Origin of the sequence: Bifidobacterium asteroides (assembly GCF_003202695.1) — a bacterium.
Classification (GTDB): Bacteria; Actinomycetota; Actinomycetes; order Actinomycetales; family Bifidobacteriaceae; genus Bombiscardovia; species Bombiscardovia asteroides_G.
Genome location: NZ_QGLL01000001.1, coordinates 68,561 through 85,276 on the forward strand (window position 1 = coordinate 68,561; position 16,716 = coordinate 85,276).

Here is a 16,716-nt window from a genome sequence, read left to right on the forward strand (position 1 = left end):
TTGGGATTCTGTTGCGAATTCGAATCGTCACAATCCTGACGACGTCTATTGACTGGGAATGTGGGCGTGGGCGACATAATGCTCCTGGTCGGGCGGGTAGGGTTCGGTCTTCCATGGCCGACCAGTCTTCCCGGCATGAGGCGGCGCCCGGCCGTCTCCCAAAGGTCAATTCTATCTCGTTCAAAGAGTTATGCCAGCGGCCCCGCACCTTTACGATGCAAGGCCGCTGGCATACCGCCTGTCAGGGCGACGATGAGCTCTCAGAACTCAGTAATCGAGTGACTCAGTAACTCAGAACAGATGGCTGCGCATGAACCACTGGAAGTGCTCCAGCTCCTGCACGTGATCCTGCACGATGTTGGAGCTGATGACGTCCAGGTCGTCCAGCTCCTTGATGGCCTCGCGATCGCGCTTGATGAAGGTGGTGTAGTAGGTGTCCAGGGCCTTCAGGTAGTCCAAAGCATCCTGGCGGCCGGTCATGGTGATGCCATCCCAGTCGCGGTTCTTCATGATGTCGTCGGGACGTCCGGCGGGGGAGCCGCCCAGAGTGGCGATGCGCTCTGCGGTCTCGTCGGCCATGTTCAGCACCGAATCGACTTCGGGGTCCATCATCTCGTGGATGCCGATGAATTCCTTGCCCTTCATGTTCCAGTGGGCGTGCTTGAGAATCAGGGCAGTCTCCTGTTCCTGGCTCAGACGGCTCTGCAGGATGGCGATGACCTTTTCGCTGGTCGCTTCGTCGAGTCCCGGTACGGTGAAGTTCAATGCCATAATCGCTCCTTAGATTATGAAATCATGCCTATGACCGGGTCAAGCCCGGCCCTGTATCTCCAGACTAGAGGAAAAGGCAAGGAAACGCTTGGATTTTGCGCGAATCATCCAGTGATATCGTTCACTGACCATTCGCTACGCTGACAGTCATTTTTCCTTGACTGGCATGAGCGGCGGCCGCCGGCTGACTGTAAGCCGAGCACAGGCTAGAGGAGATAGCTAGGCTTTGGTCACAGCATCGCCTCGACCCTCTTCGGATTGGCCGGCTTCGTTGTCACTATCATTGTCTTGGTCCTCGGCTTCCCGCCGCCGTCTGACCTCGATGGTCTCGATGCGCCGTCCGTCCACCTTGGTCACCACCATGTCATACCCGTCGTCGGAGTGGACCACGTCGCCTACCTGCCCCATCCGACCGGTTTGGGCCAGGAAGTAGCCTGCCAAGGTCTCGTAGGGGCCATCCTCCAGCTCGATCCCGGTCAGGTCCGCAAAGTCCTCGATGGTCATGCCGCCGTCGACCGTGGCCACGCCGTTGACGAAAGCAGTTGCCTGGGGATGGGCAGGGTTCTGCTCCTCGGGCAGGTCGTACTCGTCGCGGATGTCGCCCACCAGCTCCTCGGTCATGTCCTCCAGGGTGACGATGCCGTCAGTGCCCCCGTACTCATCGATGACGACGGCTAGGTGGATCCCCTTCTTGCGCAGCTTCTCCAGGCTGGGCAGGAGCTTGGAGGTGCCGGGCAGGGCGATGCCGGGCCTGGTCACGTCGGCTACGGTCTTGGCATGGGGATTGCGCACGTCCATCAGGTCGCGCACGTGGACGAAGCCCAGCACGTCGTCAAAGTCGCGTCCGGTCACCGGGTAGCGCGAGTAAGGCTCATCGTGCACGAATTCGACCGCCTCCTGCAGGGGCATGTCCCCGGCGATGAATACCACATCGGCCCGCGGACGCATGACCTCGGCCACGCTGGTCTCCGAGGCGTCAAAGACATCGCCCAGGATCATCCGCTCGTCCTTGCTCAGGTTGGTGTTGGAGGAGACCAGCATCCGTAGCTCGTCGTCACTGACCTCGGTGTCGGTCTGCTGGGGATCGAAGCCCAGGATGCGCACGATGAGGTTGGTGTTCTTGCCGATCAGCCAGATCAGCGGCCTGCACAGGGTGGTGAAGACATCGATGGCTGGAACGACGGCCCTGGCGATGGCCTCGGTGCGCTGCATGGCGATCCGCTTGGGCACCAGCTCGGAGATGACGATGGAGCAGTAGGAGATGATCAGGGTTAGGACCACCGTGGTCAGGGTGCTGGCCAGACCCTCGTGCACGCCCCACCCTGTCAGGACGGGCACCACGTAGGGGGCGATGGATGACGCGCCGAAGGAGGCCGACAGGAAGCCCGTCAGCGTCACGCCGATCTGCACGGTGGAAAGAAAGGTGTTTGGGTCGCGGGCGATGCGAGCCACCCGGGCGCCGCGCGCGTCCTGCTGCTCCATCTGTTCCAGCTGCGAGCCTCGCAGGGAGACCAGCGCCAGTTCAGTCCCTGAGAAGACGGAGCCAAGCACAAGGAAGAAGAAAATGAGCAGGATGTTCAGCCATAATGCCATGCCTCCAATGCTAGGGTATGGACGCCCCATGTGCCCTATGTCACACCTAAGCGGTGAACTGCCGTCTTCCCCATACAGCGCTTCCTGACTAGCATGAAACACGGAGACAGGTTCGGCTTCAGGCCGACGTTCCCAACGCTCCCGAAAGGATTTTTCATGTCACAGCTTCAGCACGAATTGACTGAGTTCACCACGCAGGCCTACCAGGATAACAAGACTTTCCCGGTCTCCAAGAAGGATCTGCTGGGCCACTGGTCCCTGCTCTTCTTCTACCCTGCGGACTTCAGCTTCGTCTGCCCCACCGAGCTGGAGGATCTGGCCAGCAAGTACGAGGACTTCAAGAAGATCGGCTGTGAGATCTACTCCGTCTCCTGCGATACCGAGTTCGTCCACAAGGCCTGGCACGAGGCCAATGAGAAGATCGCCAAGGTTCAGTACCCCATGCTGGCTGATCCGACCGCAACCCTGGCCAAGGATCTGCAGACCTATAACGAGGCCGAGGGCAAGGCCGAGCGCGGCGACTTCATTCTGACCCCTGAAGGCAAGGTCGTGGCCTACGAGGTCATCTCCTCCAACGTGGGCCGCAACGCCGACGAGCTGCTGCGCCGCGTCCAGGCTTCCCAGTTCGTCTATGAGCATGGCGATCAGGTCTGCCCTGCCAAGTGGGAGCCTGGCGAGGACACCATTGAGCCCAGCCTGGATCTGGTCGGCCAGCTCTGATCCGCAGCTGCCAACATCGGGAACTCGCCGATCGGAAGCGACCAGGGCGGGTTCCCTTTTCTGTATTCACGATCAGCATCCAAAACAGCACATCCGTGCATTCCTTCGGAAGAGGCATTCATGACGGAAGACAAGAATCTCTATGACGTGGTAGTCATCGGCGGCGGTCCTGCAGGTCTGAGCGCAGGACTCTACCTGGCTCGAGCGCGGTATCGCACCCTGATCCTGGAGAAGGACGACTTCGGCGGCCAGATCACCATCACGGCCGACGTGGTCAACTACCCGGGCGTGGCCAGCACCGACGGCCGCAAGCTGACCGATACCATGCGCCAGCAGGCCCAGAACTTCGGGGCCGAGTTCATGAGCGCCGAGGCCACGGGCATTGAGGCTCAGGGCGACATCAAAGTGGTCCACACATCCAGGGGCGACCTGCGCACCTTCGGCATTCTGATCGCCACCGGTGCCAGCCCTCGCAAGATAGGCTTCCAAGGCGAGCAGGAGTACGCGGGCCGTGGTGTGGCCTACTGCGCCACCTGCGACGGCGAGTTCTTCACCGGGCGCGAGGTCCTGGTGGTCGGCGGCGGGTTCGCGGCAGCCGAGGAGTCGGTCTTCCTGACCAAGTACGCCACCAAGGTGACCCTGCTGGTGCGCGAGGAGGACTTCACATGCGACGCCGCCGTGGCTGACGAGGCCCGGAACAACGACAAGATCGAAATCCACTACTCCACTGAGCTCAAAGGCGTCTCCGCAGGTCCTGGCGGACTGGTCGAGGCCACCATTTTGGACCGGAAGAGCGGGCAGACCACTACCTGGAAGCCCCAGGACGGCGGTACCTTCGGCGTCTTCGTCTTCGCCGGGTACGTGCCCCAGACCGGCATGCTCAAGGGTGTGGTGGATCTGGACGATCACGGCTACGTGCTGACCCACGACTACCTGGAAACCTCGGTGCCGGGCATCTACGCCGCCGGAGATCTGCGGGTCAAGAACCTGCGGCAGGTCATCACTGCCACCGCCGACGGAGCTGTGGCTGCCGTGGAGCTGGAGCGCTATGCCTCCAATATGTCGGACAAGACCGGCCTGGTGCCGCCCCGGCCCGAGGATTCCCCTTACGCCCGCTCCGAGCGTCAGGCTGAAAACTCCGCCCTGGCCTCGGGCACCTCGCCTGCGCCGGTGGCCCAGGAGCACGAGCAGGCCCCGGCCAAGACCTCCGGCTTCTTCGGGCCGGACATTCGCAAGCAGCTGGACATGGTCTTCGGCAAGATGACTGGGAAGCTGGAGCTGGCCCTGGATCTGGACGGCAGCCAGGTCTCCAAGGAGCTGGAGGCCTTAGTGGACGAGCTGGTCGGGCTTTCCGACGGCAGGCTGACCTCCAGGGTCGACTCCCGCACGGATGAGGACGGCAAGGACTACGATCCCGCCAGCGACCTGCCCGATGCCCGGCCCAGCGTGCGCATCTGTCGGCTGGACGATCAGGGCGTCTCCCAGCCGACCGGGCTGGCCTTCCATGGCGTGCCCAGCGGTCACGAGTTCAACTCCTTCGTCCTGGCCCTCTACAACGCGGCGGGCCCTGGCCAGCAGGTGGATCAGCCCACCTCGGACCGGATCGATGCCATCAAGGATCAGGTGGACGTGATGATGCTGGTCTCCCTGACCTGCACTATGTGCCCGACCACAGTCCTGTCCGCGCAGCGGGTGGCGGCCCAGAACGGCAAGGTGCGGGCCGAGGCCTACGACCTGGCCCACTTCCCCGAGCTGAAAGACCAGTATCAGGTCATGAGCGTCCCCTGCATCGTGATCCGCAAGGATGGTCAGGAGACCGTGGAGTTCGGCAAGAAGTCCGTTCCTGAAATGCTGGATCTGATCGGGGCCTGACCCTGGGTCGGAGCCAGAACAGGGCCTGAAAGGGCGCTGGCGTTACCGCCTTTGCGGCGATGGTGCCAGCGCCCTTTCTGATGCATGCTGCAGGTCGGCATTGATGAAAAATTATGGATGTTATCCACAATTTGTACGGTTTGCTTTATCAGCAGCCGCAGGAGTGACGGATGACCAGATCCGCCTTGATCAGCTGCACGTCGGGGACCTGATTAGGCTCTAAGGCCGCATTCATGGCGCAGGCGGCGATCTTCTCGGTGTTCTGTTGCATGGTAGTCAGCTGAGGCCAGGTATAGAGGGAGTCGATGGTGCCGTCGAAGGAGACGATGGCCACGTCCTCGGGAATGCGCAGTCCGCGCTCGTGCAGAGCCCGAAGAGCGCCCATGGCCTCCAGGTCCGATCCGGCGAAGATGGCCTGGGGCAGCCTGCCGCTGTCGATCAGATCCAAGGTGGCGCGGTAGCCGCCTTCACGCGTGAAGAAGGCCTGGCGGATCCTGCCGGCAGGAAGGTTGGCGTTCTGGTGGGCCGCATACCAGCCTTGGATACGGGCATCGCCGCGGTCGTCGGGAGAACCGCCAAAGAGCATGTCAACGCTGCAATGCCGGTGCTCGATCAGGTGTTGGGTGGCGGTCAGGCCAGAGTGGAAGAAATCGGTCGACACGCTCTTGGCATGAGTCACCCTGTGAGGCTGGTCCATGAAGACGAAACGACTCTCCTGCAGATGGGCCATGCTCAGCTGTGCGTAGCTGCGTGAGGATGAGAGGAAGATAGCATCGACGTTGCGTTCTATGAGCTGTCTCATGGCCTGCTCCTCCAAATCCGGGTCGCTGCGCACGTTCATAAAGAGGACCGAGTATCCCCGTCGCATGGCCACCGTCTGCAGCTCGTCGTAGATGCCGGCGCTGAAAGGGTTGGACGAATCCGGAACTATGACCCCAAGCATCTTGGAATACCCGGTACGCAGGGCTCGCGCCGTAGGGTTGGGATGATAGTTCAGCAGCTTCGCCGCCTCGTGCACTCGTTTGGATGTGGCCGGGGCCACGGCCCTGGGCCCGTTGTTGAAGACGTAGCTGACCACAGCCGTGGAGACATTGGCCAGCTTGGCCACATCCGTGCGTGTGGCCCTTCTGTGTTGTCGGTGATTTTTGTTGTTTGCAGCCATCCGAATTCGTTCCCATCTGCCTATGCGCCAGTCTCAGTTTATGCTACCCGGAATACAGAATCTACTCGAATTGATATAACATCCGGTTCAGGTTTCCCGGTATCGTCGATTGGTCTGCACATGCTCTGCTATGATTAAAAATCAAAGAAAATAGCCGCAAATATTGAGTTATCATCAGAGTTCTTGTTATCAAAAGAAACGCCGCGAGTAATTAGAAGCAAATATTTGACAGATTAATCTACTCGTGTATATTTAGAGACACGAAATCAGTTCCGGTTCTCTTGGAGCAGGTTTGGCAAAGAAGCAACCTACGAAGGAGTAGTTGATGAATAAGATCAAGACGGTGGCGGCGGTCGGCATCTGCTGCGCTATGGCAATAACCTCATTGGCTGCCTGTGGCTCTTCCTCCTCAGGGGGCAGGAAGACCGTGGAATTCATGACTATGCAGTCGACGGGAACCCCCCAGCTCAAGGCTCTTCAGGGTCTGGGCAAGAAGTTCGAGGCAAAGAATCCGGACATCGCCATCAAGATGGTTCCCGGCACCAATAACAATGAGAATGACATCAAGGTTCGCCTGGCAGGCCACAACCCTCCGGATATCTGGAACACCCACGGCTGGTCACGCGACCGGTATGGCAACTTCCTGGAGCCGCTGCAGAACAGACCCTGGGCTAAGCGACTCAAGCCGATAGGCAATGATGTCTTCAAGACCAAGGACGGCAAGTTCTACGCTCTTCCCGCCGACATCCAGGTTTCGGGCATCATGTACAACCAGACGGTTCTGGATGCGGTAGGCATCGATCCCAAGTCCATCGGCACCTGGGACGCTTTTGAGCAGGCCTGCACGAAGCTGAAAGCCGCCGGATACACTCCGCTCATCTCCTCTAACAAGGATGCGGGCCCCAATGGGGACATCGCCGACTACATGCTTCCGGGCATGTATGACGAAAGCCAGCTCAAGGATCTCTCCAAAGGCAAGTTCGATACCGCAGTCTACGAGAAGTACACCTCCAGAGTGGCCAAGTGGGCCAAGGACGGCTGGTTCAATGTGGACTATACCTCCGCCTCCCAGGATGACATCTCCAGGCTGATGGCCCAGGACAAGGTCGGTTTCTCCTTCCGCGCCAACGGCAGCTCCCAGCTGATTCAGTCCTACAACCCCAACGTCAAGCTGGGCATGATGCCGGTTCCCGCCGAGGTCGGCAAGCCCTACTTCTCGACAGGTGAGGACACGCTGACCTTCGGCGTCTCAAAGACCAGCAAGAACAAGGATGCGGCGCTGAAGTTCATCGACTTCATGGCTGAGCCTGAAAACCTGCAGAAGCTGGTCGACGTGAGTATGAACGATTCGGCTTTGACCGGCGTCAAGTCCGCGCTGGGGCAGTTCGAACCGACCTACAACTACTGGGTGAACGAGAAGAAGACCAAGCTGGTTCCCTTCTTCGACCGCAAGTATCTGCCCAACGGCATGTACAACACCTTGGCCAAGTCGACCGACGGTCTGCTGACCGGTCAGCTGACTGCACAGGCCGCTGCGGATCAGGTCAAGACCTCCTTCAACAGCCTGTATGGCCAGAAGTCTTCCTGATCAGCAGACCAAGAGGAGTCGAGTTATGACAGATAGTCGCTCAGGGGCGATTCCTTTGCAGGACACCCAATCCGGATCACCGTTACATGGGGATGGCAGGGATGCATCCGTCGGCCAGGGCAGGGGTCCCTCTCCACGTCGTCGCCGCTTCAGGGGTGCCTCGATCAATCTCTTCTATCTTCCTGCCGTCATCCTCCTGGTGGTCTTCATCATCTATCCGCTCCTGTCGGGGATCGGGCTTTCTCTGACCAACTGGGACGGGTACAACGAGGCCAAGTCCTTCGTGGGGCTGGCCAACTACAAGCAGATGCTGACCGACACCAATTTCAAGCAGGTGGTCATCAACACCTTCATCTACGGCATCGGCAGCACAGTGCTCCAGCAGATCCTGGGCTTGGCTCTGGCGCTGTTGCTGAACGCCAAGATCAAGGGGCGCACCCTGATCAGGGCCATCATCTACCTGCCTGCTCTGGTGGCCCCGGTCATCATGGGCATCATGTACTACTTCGTCTTCCAGTACCAGCAGGGCGCCCTGAATGCCGTCATGACGGCGCTGGGTCTGCACAAGGTGGCCTGGTTCAACAATGCTGGGTTCTCGGTCTGCATCATCGTGCTGGTGAATTCCATCCAGTTCGTCGGCGTCTCCATGATCATCTACCTGGCCGGTCTGCAGACCATGGACCAGGAGGTGGTCGAGGCCGCCGAAGTCGATGGGGCCTCCGGCTGGAAGAAGTTCTGGAATATCACCCTGCCTCTGCTGGCGCCTTCATTCACGACCAGCGTGGTTCTGAACCTGATCGGAGGATTGAAGCTCTACGACATGGTCAAGGTGCTGACAGGCGGCGGCCCCGGGTATGCCACCAACTCCATCTCGACCTATATCGGCACGATCTACTTCGACAACCAGGCGGCCGGGTATGCCTCGGCTATCGGAGTCTTCCTCTTCGTCCTGATTGCCATCGTGACCTGGCTGGTCAACAAGGGACTGGCCAAGCTGGATTGGGAGGCCTGACATGGCTAGCAAGAACACGAATGCGATGACCCCTGCCGAGCGGTCATACCAGCGTGGGCGCTGGGCCATCTACCTCTTCCTGGCCATTGTCTGCCTTTGCCAGCTGCTGCCCTTCTATCTGGCCATCACCACCTCGCTCAAGCCCTCGGACGATCTGAGCTCGGCCCTGAGCATGCCCACCCACGATATGGCATGGTCCAACTGGTCAGAGGCCGTCAACGAAGGCGGAATCCTCAAGTCCGTGCTCAACAGCGTGGTGGTGACCGTGGGGACGACGGCCCTGGTCTGCATACTGGGAGCGGCTGCTGCCTATCCCCTGGCTCGTCGTCTGACTCGGTTCAACAAGCTGGTCTCGGCCTTCATCCTCTCCATGATGATGATTCCGCCCTTGAGCATTCTGGTTCCCCTTTACTCCTTCCTAGTGAAGATCGGCGGGGTGAACAACTACTGGGGCATCATTGTGGTGCTGACGGCCACCAACCTGCCCCTGTCCGTCTTCCTCTACACGGCCTTCATCAAGGCAATCCCCCCGGCGATTGATGAGGCCGGTGAGCTGGATGGAGCCAACCGGCTCCAGGTATTCATGCGTCTGGTCCTGCCCATGCTCAAGCCCGTAACGGCGACCGTGGTCATCATGACCGGCTCGACAGTATGGAACGACTACGCCCTGTCCAGCTACATCCTGACTGATCCCTCGGCCCAGACCATTGCCCCTCGTGTGGCCTCCTTCTTCTCGGCTAATACCAACAATCTGGGCGTTGCCGCAGCGGCTTCCCTGATTGCTGCAGCCCCCATGGTGGTCGCCTACATGTTCCTGCAAAGGTATTTCATAGCGGGGATGGTTGCCGGAGCAGTCAAGTAGTCTATCAATCAGGACCCGCCCAATGGCAGTGGAGCGGGCGGCTGGTTCATCAAGCATCGTTGTTTTTGCACATTAGTGTCGTAGTTACCAAAGGATTTTTCATGCTCTTTCCACAGTCGGTCCGTTCGGATCAGCCACTCACCTGCATGGCCCTGGGGCCCATTACACCGGGTGCCGATATTCCTGATATCAGGGGACTGTATGCAGGCCCCGATCTGAATGGCTTGGAACAGACCCCCGCCCGGACGTCAAGCCATTCGCCCCTGCTGCTGGAGCATGCGCAGAACACCTATCTGCATCCGGGCCTGACCGGGCATCGGATCGTCTCGGGTCCCGAAGGCCTCCAGGCTGGACGCTCCTGGTCGCCGCGTTTTCTAGTGGAAGGCCAGCCCGGGCAGACCGCTGAGTCACTGACCATCAAGGCCTGTGACGAGGACGCTCAGCTTGGGTTGGAGACCAGGGTGGAGGCCATGGCCGGCGGTTCCCTGCGGATTCGTCATATCCTGCGCAACCTGGGCGCCGATCCCTTCCTTGTGGAGGGTCTGGAGGTTCGCCTGCCCCTGGATGACCAGCAGACCCAGATTCTGGACTTCGCTGGCAGGCACGAACGTGAGCGCAGCCCCCAGCGCCATGACCTGGCCGACGGAGCCTGGGTGCGCGAGTTTCGCTGGGGCCGAACCGGATTCGAGGGGCCCGTGATCATGGTGGGCACTCCCGGGTTCAACTTCCATCATGGCAGGGTGCTCTGCGTCCAGCCCGCCTGGAGCGGGAACACTGTGCTCCGGGTGGACCGGAACAGCGCCACCCCGGCCGGGGTCAGCGCTGGCGAGCTTCTTCTGCCCGGCGAGGTGGTTCTGGATCAGGGCCAGGAGTACAGCACGCCCTGGATTGTGGTCACGGCCTCCGACCATGGCATGGATCCGATCATGAACAGCTTGCATGCCTGGGAGCGTACCCTGCCCGAGCACCCCCAGGAGCAGCCGGTCATCCTGAACGTCTGGGAGGCCATCACCTTCAACCACGACTTCGAGACCCTGCGCGACCTAGCCGACCGGGCAGCCCGCATCGGGGTGGAGCGTCTTGTCCTGGACGACGGCTGGTTCCACTTGCGCCGGAACGACAGGGCCGGTCTGGGCGACTGGTGGGTGGACCCTGCCGTCTGGCCCCGAGGCCTGGAGCCTTTAGTTGATTATGTCCATAAATTAGGGATGCAGTTTGGCCTCTGGTTCGAGCCGGAGATGATCAACCCTGATTCGGATGCCTTCCGCAACCATCCTGAGTGGGTCATGAGGGCGTCCTCCAGAAATCCGGAGCTGCAGCGCAACCAGCTGGTCCTGGACCTGACCTACCCCCAGGCCTTCAACCATGTGCTTGAGGCTATGACCCGGGTTCTGGAGTCCTGCCAAATCGACTACGTCAAATGGGACCACAACCGCGACCTTCTTGAGGCTGGCTCCCAGGCTCATGGCGGCGCGCCGGCCATCCATGAACAGACCTTGGCTTATTACCGCCTTCTGGACACCCTTCGCGCTCGCTTCCCCAAGGTGGAATGGGAATCCTGCGCCTCGGGCGGCGGCCGCATCGATCTGGGCGTGATCGAGAAGATTCGCCGCTTCTGGAACTCCGACATGACCGACGCCCTGAGCAGGCAGATGATCCAGCGCTGGACCGAGCAGACCGTGGCACCTGAGTACATCGGTGCCCACATCTCCCAGCCCTCCTCACAGCAGACCGGCAGAACCTACAGCCTGGACTTTCGGGCGGGCACGGCCGTGTTCGGGTCCATGGGCATCGAGTGGGACATTCGCCAGGCCAGCGAGGAGGACCTGGAGCGGCTCAAGGAGTGGATTACCTGGTACAAGGCCAACCGGGGCTTCCTCCACTCCGGACGCGTGGTCCGCCTGGACGTGGCTGACCCCTCGGTCCTGGCTCATGGTGTGGTGGCCCCCGACCGCAGCCGTGCCATCCTAGCCCATGTCCAGTTGGATGAATCCCTGCATAATCGTGGCGTTTGTCTACGTATCCCCGGACTGGACTCCAAGGCCCGCTATCGGCTGGCCTGGACTGGCCCCGCCGAGCCCAGGGCTTCACTGGAGCACCTGGATCCGACGGGTCCGCTGGGCGCCGCTGAGGTCAGCGGCACCTATCTGGAGCGCGTGGGCATTCGCATACCCCGCTGTCAGCCTGAGACCATTCGCCTGATCGACCTGGTCCGGGTCTGACCTGCCGCCATCTGCCACGCCACAGGGATGAAGGAGCGCTGAATCATGAACCCAACCAGCCTTAGCCTAGGAGAGCCGGACTGGATCACGCTGACTACCGATGCCGACAGGGAGACGGCGCCCGCAGGCAGGCCCTTCCGGACAGCCCCCGATGCGAGGGTCACCCTCACAGGCGGGTCTGCTCTCAAGGTCAGCCTGACCGCCGGCTCCACCCCCATCCGGTCCCTGGCCCTGCGCTGGACCAAGCCCATGTCCTCCGATGACCTTTACCTGGGCGACGCCTGGGAGCGTGGCTACGGCCGCATGGGTTTCCAGACCATGCGCGCCAACCGGTTCATGCCCTGGTACTTCCTTGCTGCGGGTCAGGAGCAGGCCGAGGGGTATGGGGTGGCCACCGGTGCCAACGCCTTCTGCTTCTGGCAGGTCGATACGGCTGGCATCACTCTTTTTCTGGACCTGCGCAACGGCGGCGCTGGACTGGTTCTGGATGGGCGGGAGCTTGAAGCGGCCACCATCATCTGCCTGCAATATCCGCTCCAGGAGCGGACGGGCGGCTCGGTCTTTGTTGTGGCCAGTGACTTCTGCTCCCGAATCAGCCGCAACGGCCTTATGCCCCCCGTACCGGTATACGGGAGCAACAACTGGTACTACGCCTACGGGGACTCCAGCCGCTCCCGGATTCTTGCCGATGCCGAATATCTGGCCGACCTGACTCAGGGCAACGCCCACCGCCCCACCATGGTCATCGACGACGGTTGGCAGGACCACCACCGGCTTGAGGACTACAATGGCGGCCCCTGGCGGCGTGGCAATGAGAAGTTCGGTGACATGGGCGCCCTGGCCGACCAGATCAAGGCCATGGGCGTCACGCCCGGCATCTGGTACCGCCCGCTCCTTAACGAGGACGAGACCATTGCCGACCAATCCAGGCTTCCGCACAACGGATGCCTGGACCCCTCGAACCCGCAGGCCTTGGACTACATCCGTCAGGACATCGCTCAGCTGGGGGAGTGGGGCTACCAGCTGGTCAAGCATGATTTCAGCACCTTCGACCTGCTGGGCAGGTGGGGCTTCCAGATGAACCCCTGGCCCAGCCAGGACGGCTGGCACTTCTACGACCGAAGCCTGACCAGCGCCCAGGTGGTCAAGCAGCTTTACCGGGCCATCTTCGAGCAGGCCACCAAGGCCGGGATGCTGGTTCAGGGGTGCAATGTGGTGGGCCACCTGGGCGTTGGCTTCATGCAGATCAACCGGACCGGCGACGACACCAGCGGCTTGCAGTGGGAGCGGACCAGGCAGATCGGGGTCAATACTTTGGCCTTCCGTCTGCCCCAGAACGGGAGCTTCTACGCCACCGACGCCGACTGCGTGGGCATATCCGACACAATCGACTGGGAGCTCAACCGTCAGTGGATGGACCTCTTGGCGCGGACCGGCACCCCGCTTTTCTTTTCAGCTCGCCCCGGCAGCCTGACCGCCGACCAGGAGGGCCAGCTCAGGCAGGCGTTGGCCATGGCTTCGACCGGTGGAGTCCATGCCATTCCGTCGGACTGGCTGGTCAACGATTGCCCTGAAATCTGGACTGATGGCGGCGGCGTCCGCCAATACTCCTGGTATCAGCCAGCTGGTCTGGAGTTCACAGATATGCCCGAGCGTTACGACGGGTACCTTTCCGCTGTTTAGAAGTAGATGGCGGCCGTGCTGGTTGGGGATGCGCACAGCCGCCGGTTTGCCGGATTACAGTGATCGAAATCCGGCCTTACTCATGCGAAGTAAGTGGTTAGTATTCGATAGCGTCATCTACGGAGTCTTCCAAGAACCCTGCCGACCGCCTCCCATCACAGTCAGTGTAAGTCATTGATATCTGCACCTTTGTATAGTTGTTGCAATCCTATCACCGCGCAATAATTCTGACAGTTCAGCCTGTCAACGGTGGCACTCATAGCTGGCGCAATGAAAAAATGACGGTCAGTCCGGCGAGGGCTATTCAACCCTGGACCGGACCAGCCGTCATTTTACAGCTCCTGGATGGGAATTAAGGGGTGCACACTTGTTTTCATTCCCATTCGGCAGAACAAAATGCCAGGCGATCAGCCGGTGTTCTGCAGGCCGGCGGCGACTCCTGAAACAGTGCAGAGAATCAGGTAGATGAAGTCGGCCTGCTGGCTCTTGCTGAGCTCCTCCTTGTCGTTGCGACGACGCAGGGCGCGCAGGGCGCGCACCTGGGTGACCGAGAGGGCATCCACGTAAGGGGAGCGGATCCGGATGGCCTGGCCCAGCACGTGGCGATGCTGCAGGGGCCACTCGTCGCCCACGATCTGCAGAACCCACTTACGGGTCAGCTCCATCTCCGAGAGGACCTTCTGGCTCAGGTCGTCCCGGTCGCCCAAGGAGAGGTACATCTTGGCGATGCGCTCGTCGGTCTTGGCCAGGCTCATCTCGATGTTGTCGATGAAGGTGCTGAAGAGCGGCCATTCCTCATAGGCCTGACGCAAGGTCTCCAGGTCGCCGAACTTTTCGCAGGCGGTGCCCAGACCGTACCAGGCGGCCAGGTTGATTCGTGCCTGCGCCCAGGAGAAGACCCAGGGTATAGTCCGCAAATCGTCCAAGGACTTGGCTCCCAGTCCGCGCTTGGCGGGCCGTGAGCCGATGGGCAGCAGGCCGATCTCGTTCAGAGGCGTCACGATGGAGAACCAAGGGGCGAAGTCCGGCGTATGCAGCAGGTCCAGGAAGCGCTCATGGGCGGCCTGGTCCAGCTTGTCGGCCATGTCCGCGTACTTCTCGGTCATAGTGGTGTTGCGCTCCTCCACGCTGGGCGCGGACTGGAGCAGGGTGGCCGCAGCCACGGATTCGATGTGGCGGATGGCCAGGACCGGGTTGCCGTAGCGGGCGAAGATGACCTCGCCCTGCTCGGTCAGCTTGAACCGGCAGTTGACCGAACCTACAGGCTGGGCCAGCACGGCCCGATTGGCGGGACCGCCGCCGCGTCCGACAGCGCCGCCGCGTCCGTGGAAGAGGGTCAGGTCGATGTCATGGCTCTCGGCCCACTTGGCGATGCGCTCCTGGGCGGAGTGCAGGGCCAGGGTCGCCGAGACGGGACCGGCATCCTTGGAGGAGTCGGAGTAGCCCAGCATGACCTCCATCTTGTTGCCGGTCTCCTTGAGCCGGGACTGGACCTCGGGGATCTTGATGATCTCCTCCAGCACGTCCACCGAATTCTGCAAATCTTCCAGCTGCTCGAACAGGGGGATTACATCGATGACCGGCACGTCCTCGGCATGCTCGAAGGCCAGCCGGTTAAGCTCGTAGACGTCCTTGACGTTCTGCGCCGACTTGGTGAAGGAGATGATGTAGCGACGGGCAGCCTTCTGGCCGTTGCGCTTCTGGATGGCTCCCAGGGCCCGGAAGGTGTCGAGCACCTCGTGGGTCATGGGCTGAAGTTCGCCGCGCTCGCCATGCAGGCCGTGCTCGCGGATGTCCTCCAAAGCGCGGGCGTGGACCAGGGAGTGCTGGCGGAACTCCATCTCCACCATGTGAAAGCCGAAGGTCTGGGCCTGCCAGATCAGATCCTGCAGGGGGCCGTAGGCCTGACGGACCGCGCCCGCCTTGGCCAGGGAGTCCTGGACCACGCGCAGGTCGGCGATGAAGTCGTCGCAGTCGGCATACATGAGGTCGGCGTTTCGCTGGATGGTGGCCTGGAGGCGGTCAGCGATGACCAGGACTACGGCACGGTGCAGCTCGTTGTGCGAGATGGTGGTGGCCCTGTCGGTCAGACGCTCGCTCATCTCCTTCTGATGGCTCCACAGGCTCCTCAGCTCGGGGCTGGGAGGCGTGGTGGTCACCTCCATGGTCATGTTGCGACCTACGGTGGTGGTCGCGTTGACCAGGGCTTCGAGCATGTGATCGGAGAACTTGCGGGCCACCCTGCGCGAGACCTTGGCGGTCACATTGGGGTTGCCGTCACGGTCGGAGCCGATCCAGCTGCCCGGGTGGAAGAAGGCGGGGCAGACGGGCTTGACCATGCCGGCCTTTTTGCCCAGCATCCAGTCGTCAAAGCGGCGATAGACCCTGGGAATGGTCTCGAAGAGCGTGGCATCGAAGATGTCCAGGATGGTGTTGGCTTCCTCGACGGGCGTCGGCTTCTTGGCTGCGATGGGCGAAGTGCGGAAGAGGGCGTCGATCTCGTTGTGCAGCAGACGCTCGTTCTCCTCCAGCTCGGAACCGCCCAGACCGCGACGAACGGCCAGCAGGTTGGCGATGCGCCGGATCTTGCCCTCCACGGCCTTGCGCCGCGCCTCGGTGGGGTGGGCGGTGAAGACGGGGTGGAACTCCAGCTTCTCCAGCAGCTCCGAGGCCTTGGCCGGGCCCATCTCCTGAAGGAGCTGGCTGTAGGCGCTGGTCATCTCGTTGATGGGGTCGGTGCCCTTGGCCTCAAGGTTCACCCTGCCTTCGCGCTCATGCAGGACCTTGACCCGGTAGTTCTCCTCGCAGAGGTTGGCCAGATGGAAGTAGGTGGTCAAAGCGCGGGCCAGCAGCTGGGAATCCTTGACTGAAGTGTCGTCGATCAGGGCCACAGCCTTGGCCAGGCCGTCCTCGTCGGGCACCGGATCCGAAGGGTGGCGGTTGAAGTGCTCGGCGCTGGCCGTCATCACGTCCTCGCGCAGTGAATCAAACCGTTTGAGCAGCTGTTGATCGAATTCCCCTAACACATCCCTGAGCAGCCGCAGGCACAAGGCCATATCCTCATCCAACGATTGAGGCAGTTTGCGTTCCTCCGGGCCCTTGGTTCCGGTGCCGGATGTGACCAGGGTCGCATCGGCAGCCGTGATTTGCTGATTACTGTCTGTCATCAGTCCTCCTTGTCGAATCGCAGGTTGCCCGGTCTTCGACCATTCCACGGCTCCTCCGCAGTTA

Annotated in this window: 11 protein-coding genes; 7 read left to right on the plus strand and 4 right to left on the minus strand. The window is 61.3% G+C overall.

Annotation, left to right across the window (positions count from 1 at the left end; translation table 11 throughout):
* Positions 1–291: 291 nt before the first annotated feature.
* Both DKK75_RS00225 and DKK75_RS00230 read right to left on the minus strand, forming a co-directional pair.
* Positions 292–771 (minus strand): Dps family protein, encoded by a 480-nt coding sequence (locus tag DKK75_RS00225; protein ID WP_110451473.1) that lies wholly within the window; start codon positions 769–771, stop codon positions 292–294.
* 219 nt (positions 772–990) lie between these two features.
* The gene (locus DKK75_RS00230; protein WP_258333089.1) at positions 991–2,364 is read right to left on the minus strand and encodes a hemolysin family protein; all 1,374 of its coding nucleotides are present in this window, start codon (positions 2,362–2,364) and stop codon (positions 991–993) included.
* Positions 2,365–2,520: 156 nt separating this feature from the next.
* On the opposite strand from DKK75_RS00230, the gene DKK75_RS00235 reads away from it, so the two are divergent.
* Both DKK75_RS00235 and DKK75_RS00240 read left to right on the plus strand, forming a co-directional pair.
* The gene (locus DKK75_RS00235) at positions 2,521–3,084 is read left to right on the plus strand and encodes a peroxiredoxin (RefSeq protein ID WP_015021096.1); all 564 of its coding nucleotides are present in this window, start codon (positions 2,521–2,523) and stop codon (positions 3,082–3,084) included.
* A gap of 120 nt (positions 3,085–3,204) precedes the next feature.
* Positions 3,205–4,956, plus strand: a complete 1,752-nt coding sequence (locus DKK75_RS00240) for an FAD-dependent oxidoreductase (protein WP_110451475.1) — start codon at positions 3,205–3,207, stop codon at positions 4,954–4,956.
* A 148-nt stretch (positions 4,957–5,104) separates the two neighbouring features.
* On the opposite strand, the gene DKK75_RS00245 is transcribed toward DKK75_RS00240, so the two are convergent.
* Positions 5,105–6,118, minus strand: coding sequence for a LacI family DNA-binding transcriptional regulator (locus DKK75_RS00245; RefSeq protein ID WP_110451476.1), 1,014 nt, complete (start codon positions 6,116–6,118; stop codon positions 5,105–5,107).
* Between the two features lie 325 nt (positions 6,119–6,443).
* Between DKK75_RS00245 and DKK75_RS00250 the strand changes: the two genes are divergently transcribed.
* The 5 genes from DKK75_RS00250 to DKK75_RS00270 all read left to right on the plus strand — a co-directional run bounded on the left by DKK75_RS00250 (position 6,444) and on the right by DKK75_RS00270 (position 13,485).
* Complete coding sequence (locus DKK75_RS00250) at positions 6,444–7,706, plus strand: ABC transporter substrate-binding protein (RefSeq protein WP_110451477.1); 1,263 nt, start codon at positions 6,444–6,446, stop codon at positions 7,704–7,706.
* Positions 7,707–7,731: 25 nt separating this feature from the next.
* On the plus strand, positions 7,732–8,718 hold the full coding sequence (locus tag DKK75_RS00255; protein WP_110451478.1) for a carbohydrate ABC transporter permease: 987 nt from the start codon (positions 7,732–7,734) through the stop codon (positions 8,716–8,718).
* A 1-nt stretch (position 8,719) separates the two neighbouring features.
* Complete coding sequence (locus DKK75_RS00260; RefSeq protein WP_110451479.1) at positions 8,720–9,580, plus strand: carbohydrate ABC transporter permease; 861 nt, start codon at positions 8,720–8,722, stop codon at positions 9,578–9,580.
* A 101-nt stretch (positions 9,581–9,681) separates the two neighbouring features.
* On the plus strand, positions 9,682–11,802 hold the full coding sequence (locus DKK75_RS00265; RefSeq protein ID WP_110451480.1) for an alpha-galactosidase: 2,121 nt from the start codon (positions 9,682–9,684) through the stop codon (positions 11,800–11,802).
* Positions 11,803–11,847: 45 nt separating this feature from the next.
* Complete coding sequence (locus tag DKK75_RS00270; protein ID WP_110451481.1) at positions 11,848–13,485, plus strand: glycoside hydrolase family 36 protein; 1,638 nt, start codon at positions 11,848–11,850, stop codon at positions 13,483–13,485.
* 407 nt (positions 13,486–13,892) lie between these two features.
* On the opposite strand, the gene DKK75_RS00275 is transcribed toward DKK75_RS00270, so the two are convergent.
* Complete coding sequence (locus DKK75_RS00275) at positions 13,893–16,652, minus strand: phosphoenolpyruvate carboxylase (RefSeq protein WP_110451482.1); 2,760 nt, start codon at positions 16,650–16,652, stop codon at positions 13,893–13,895.
* Positions 16,653–16,716 lie beyond the last annotated feature (64 nt).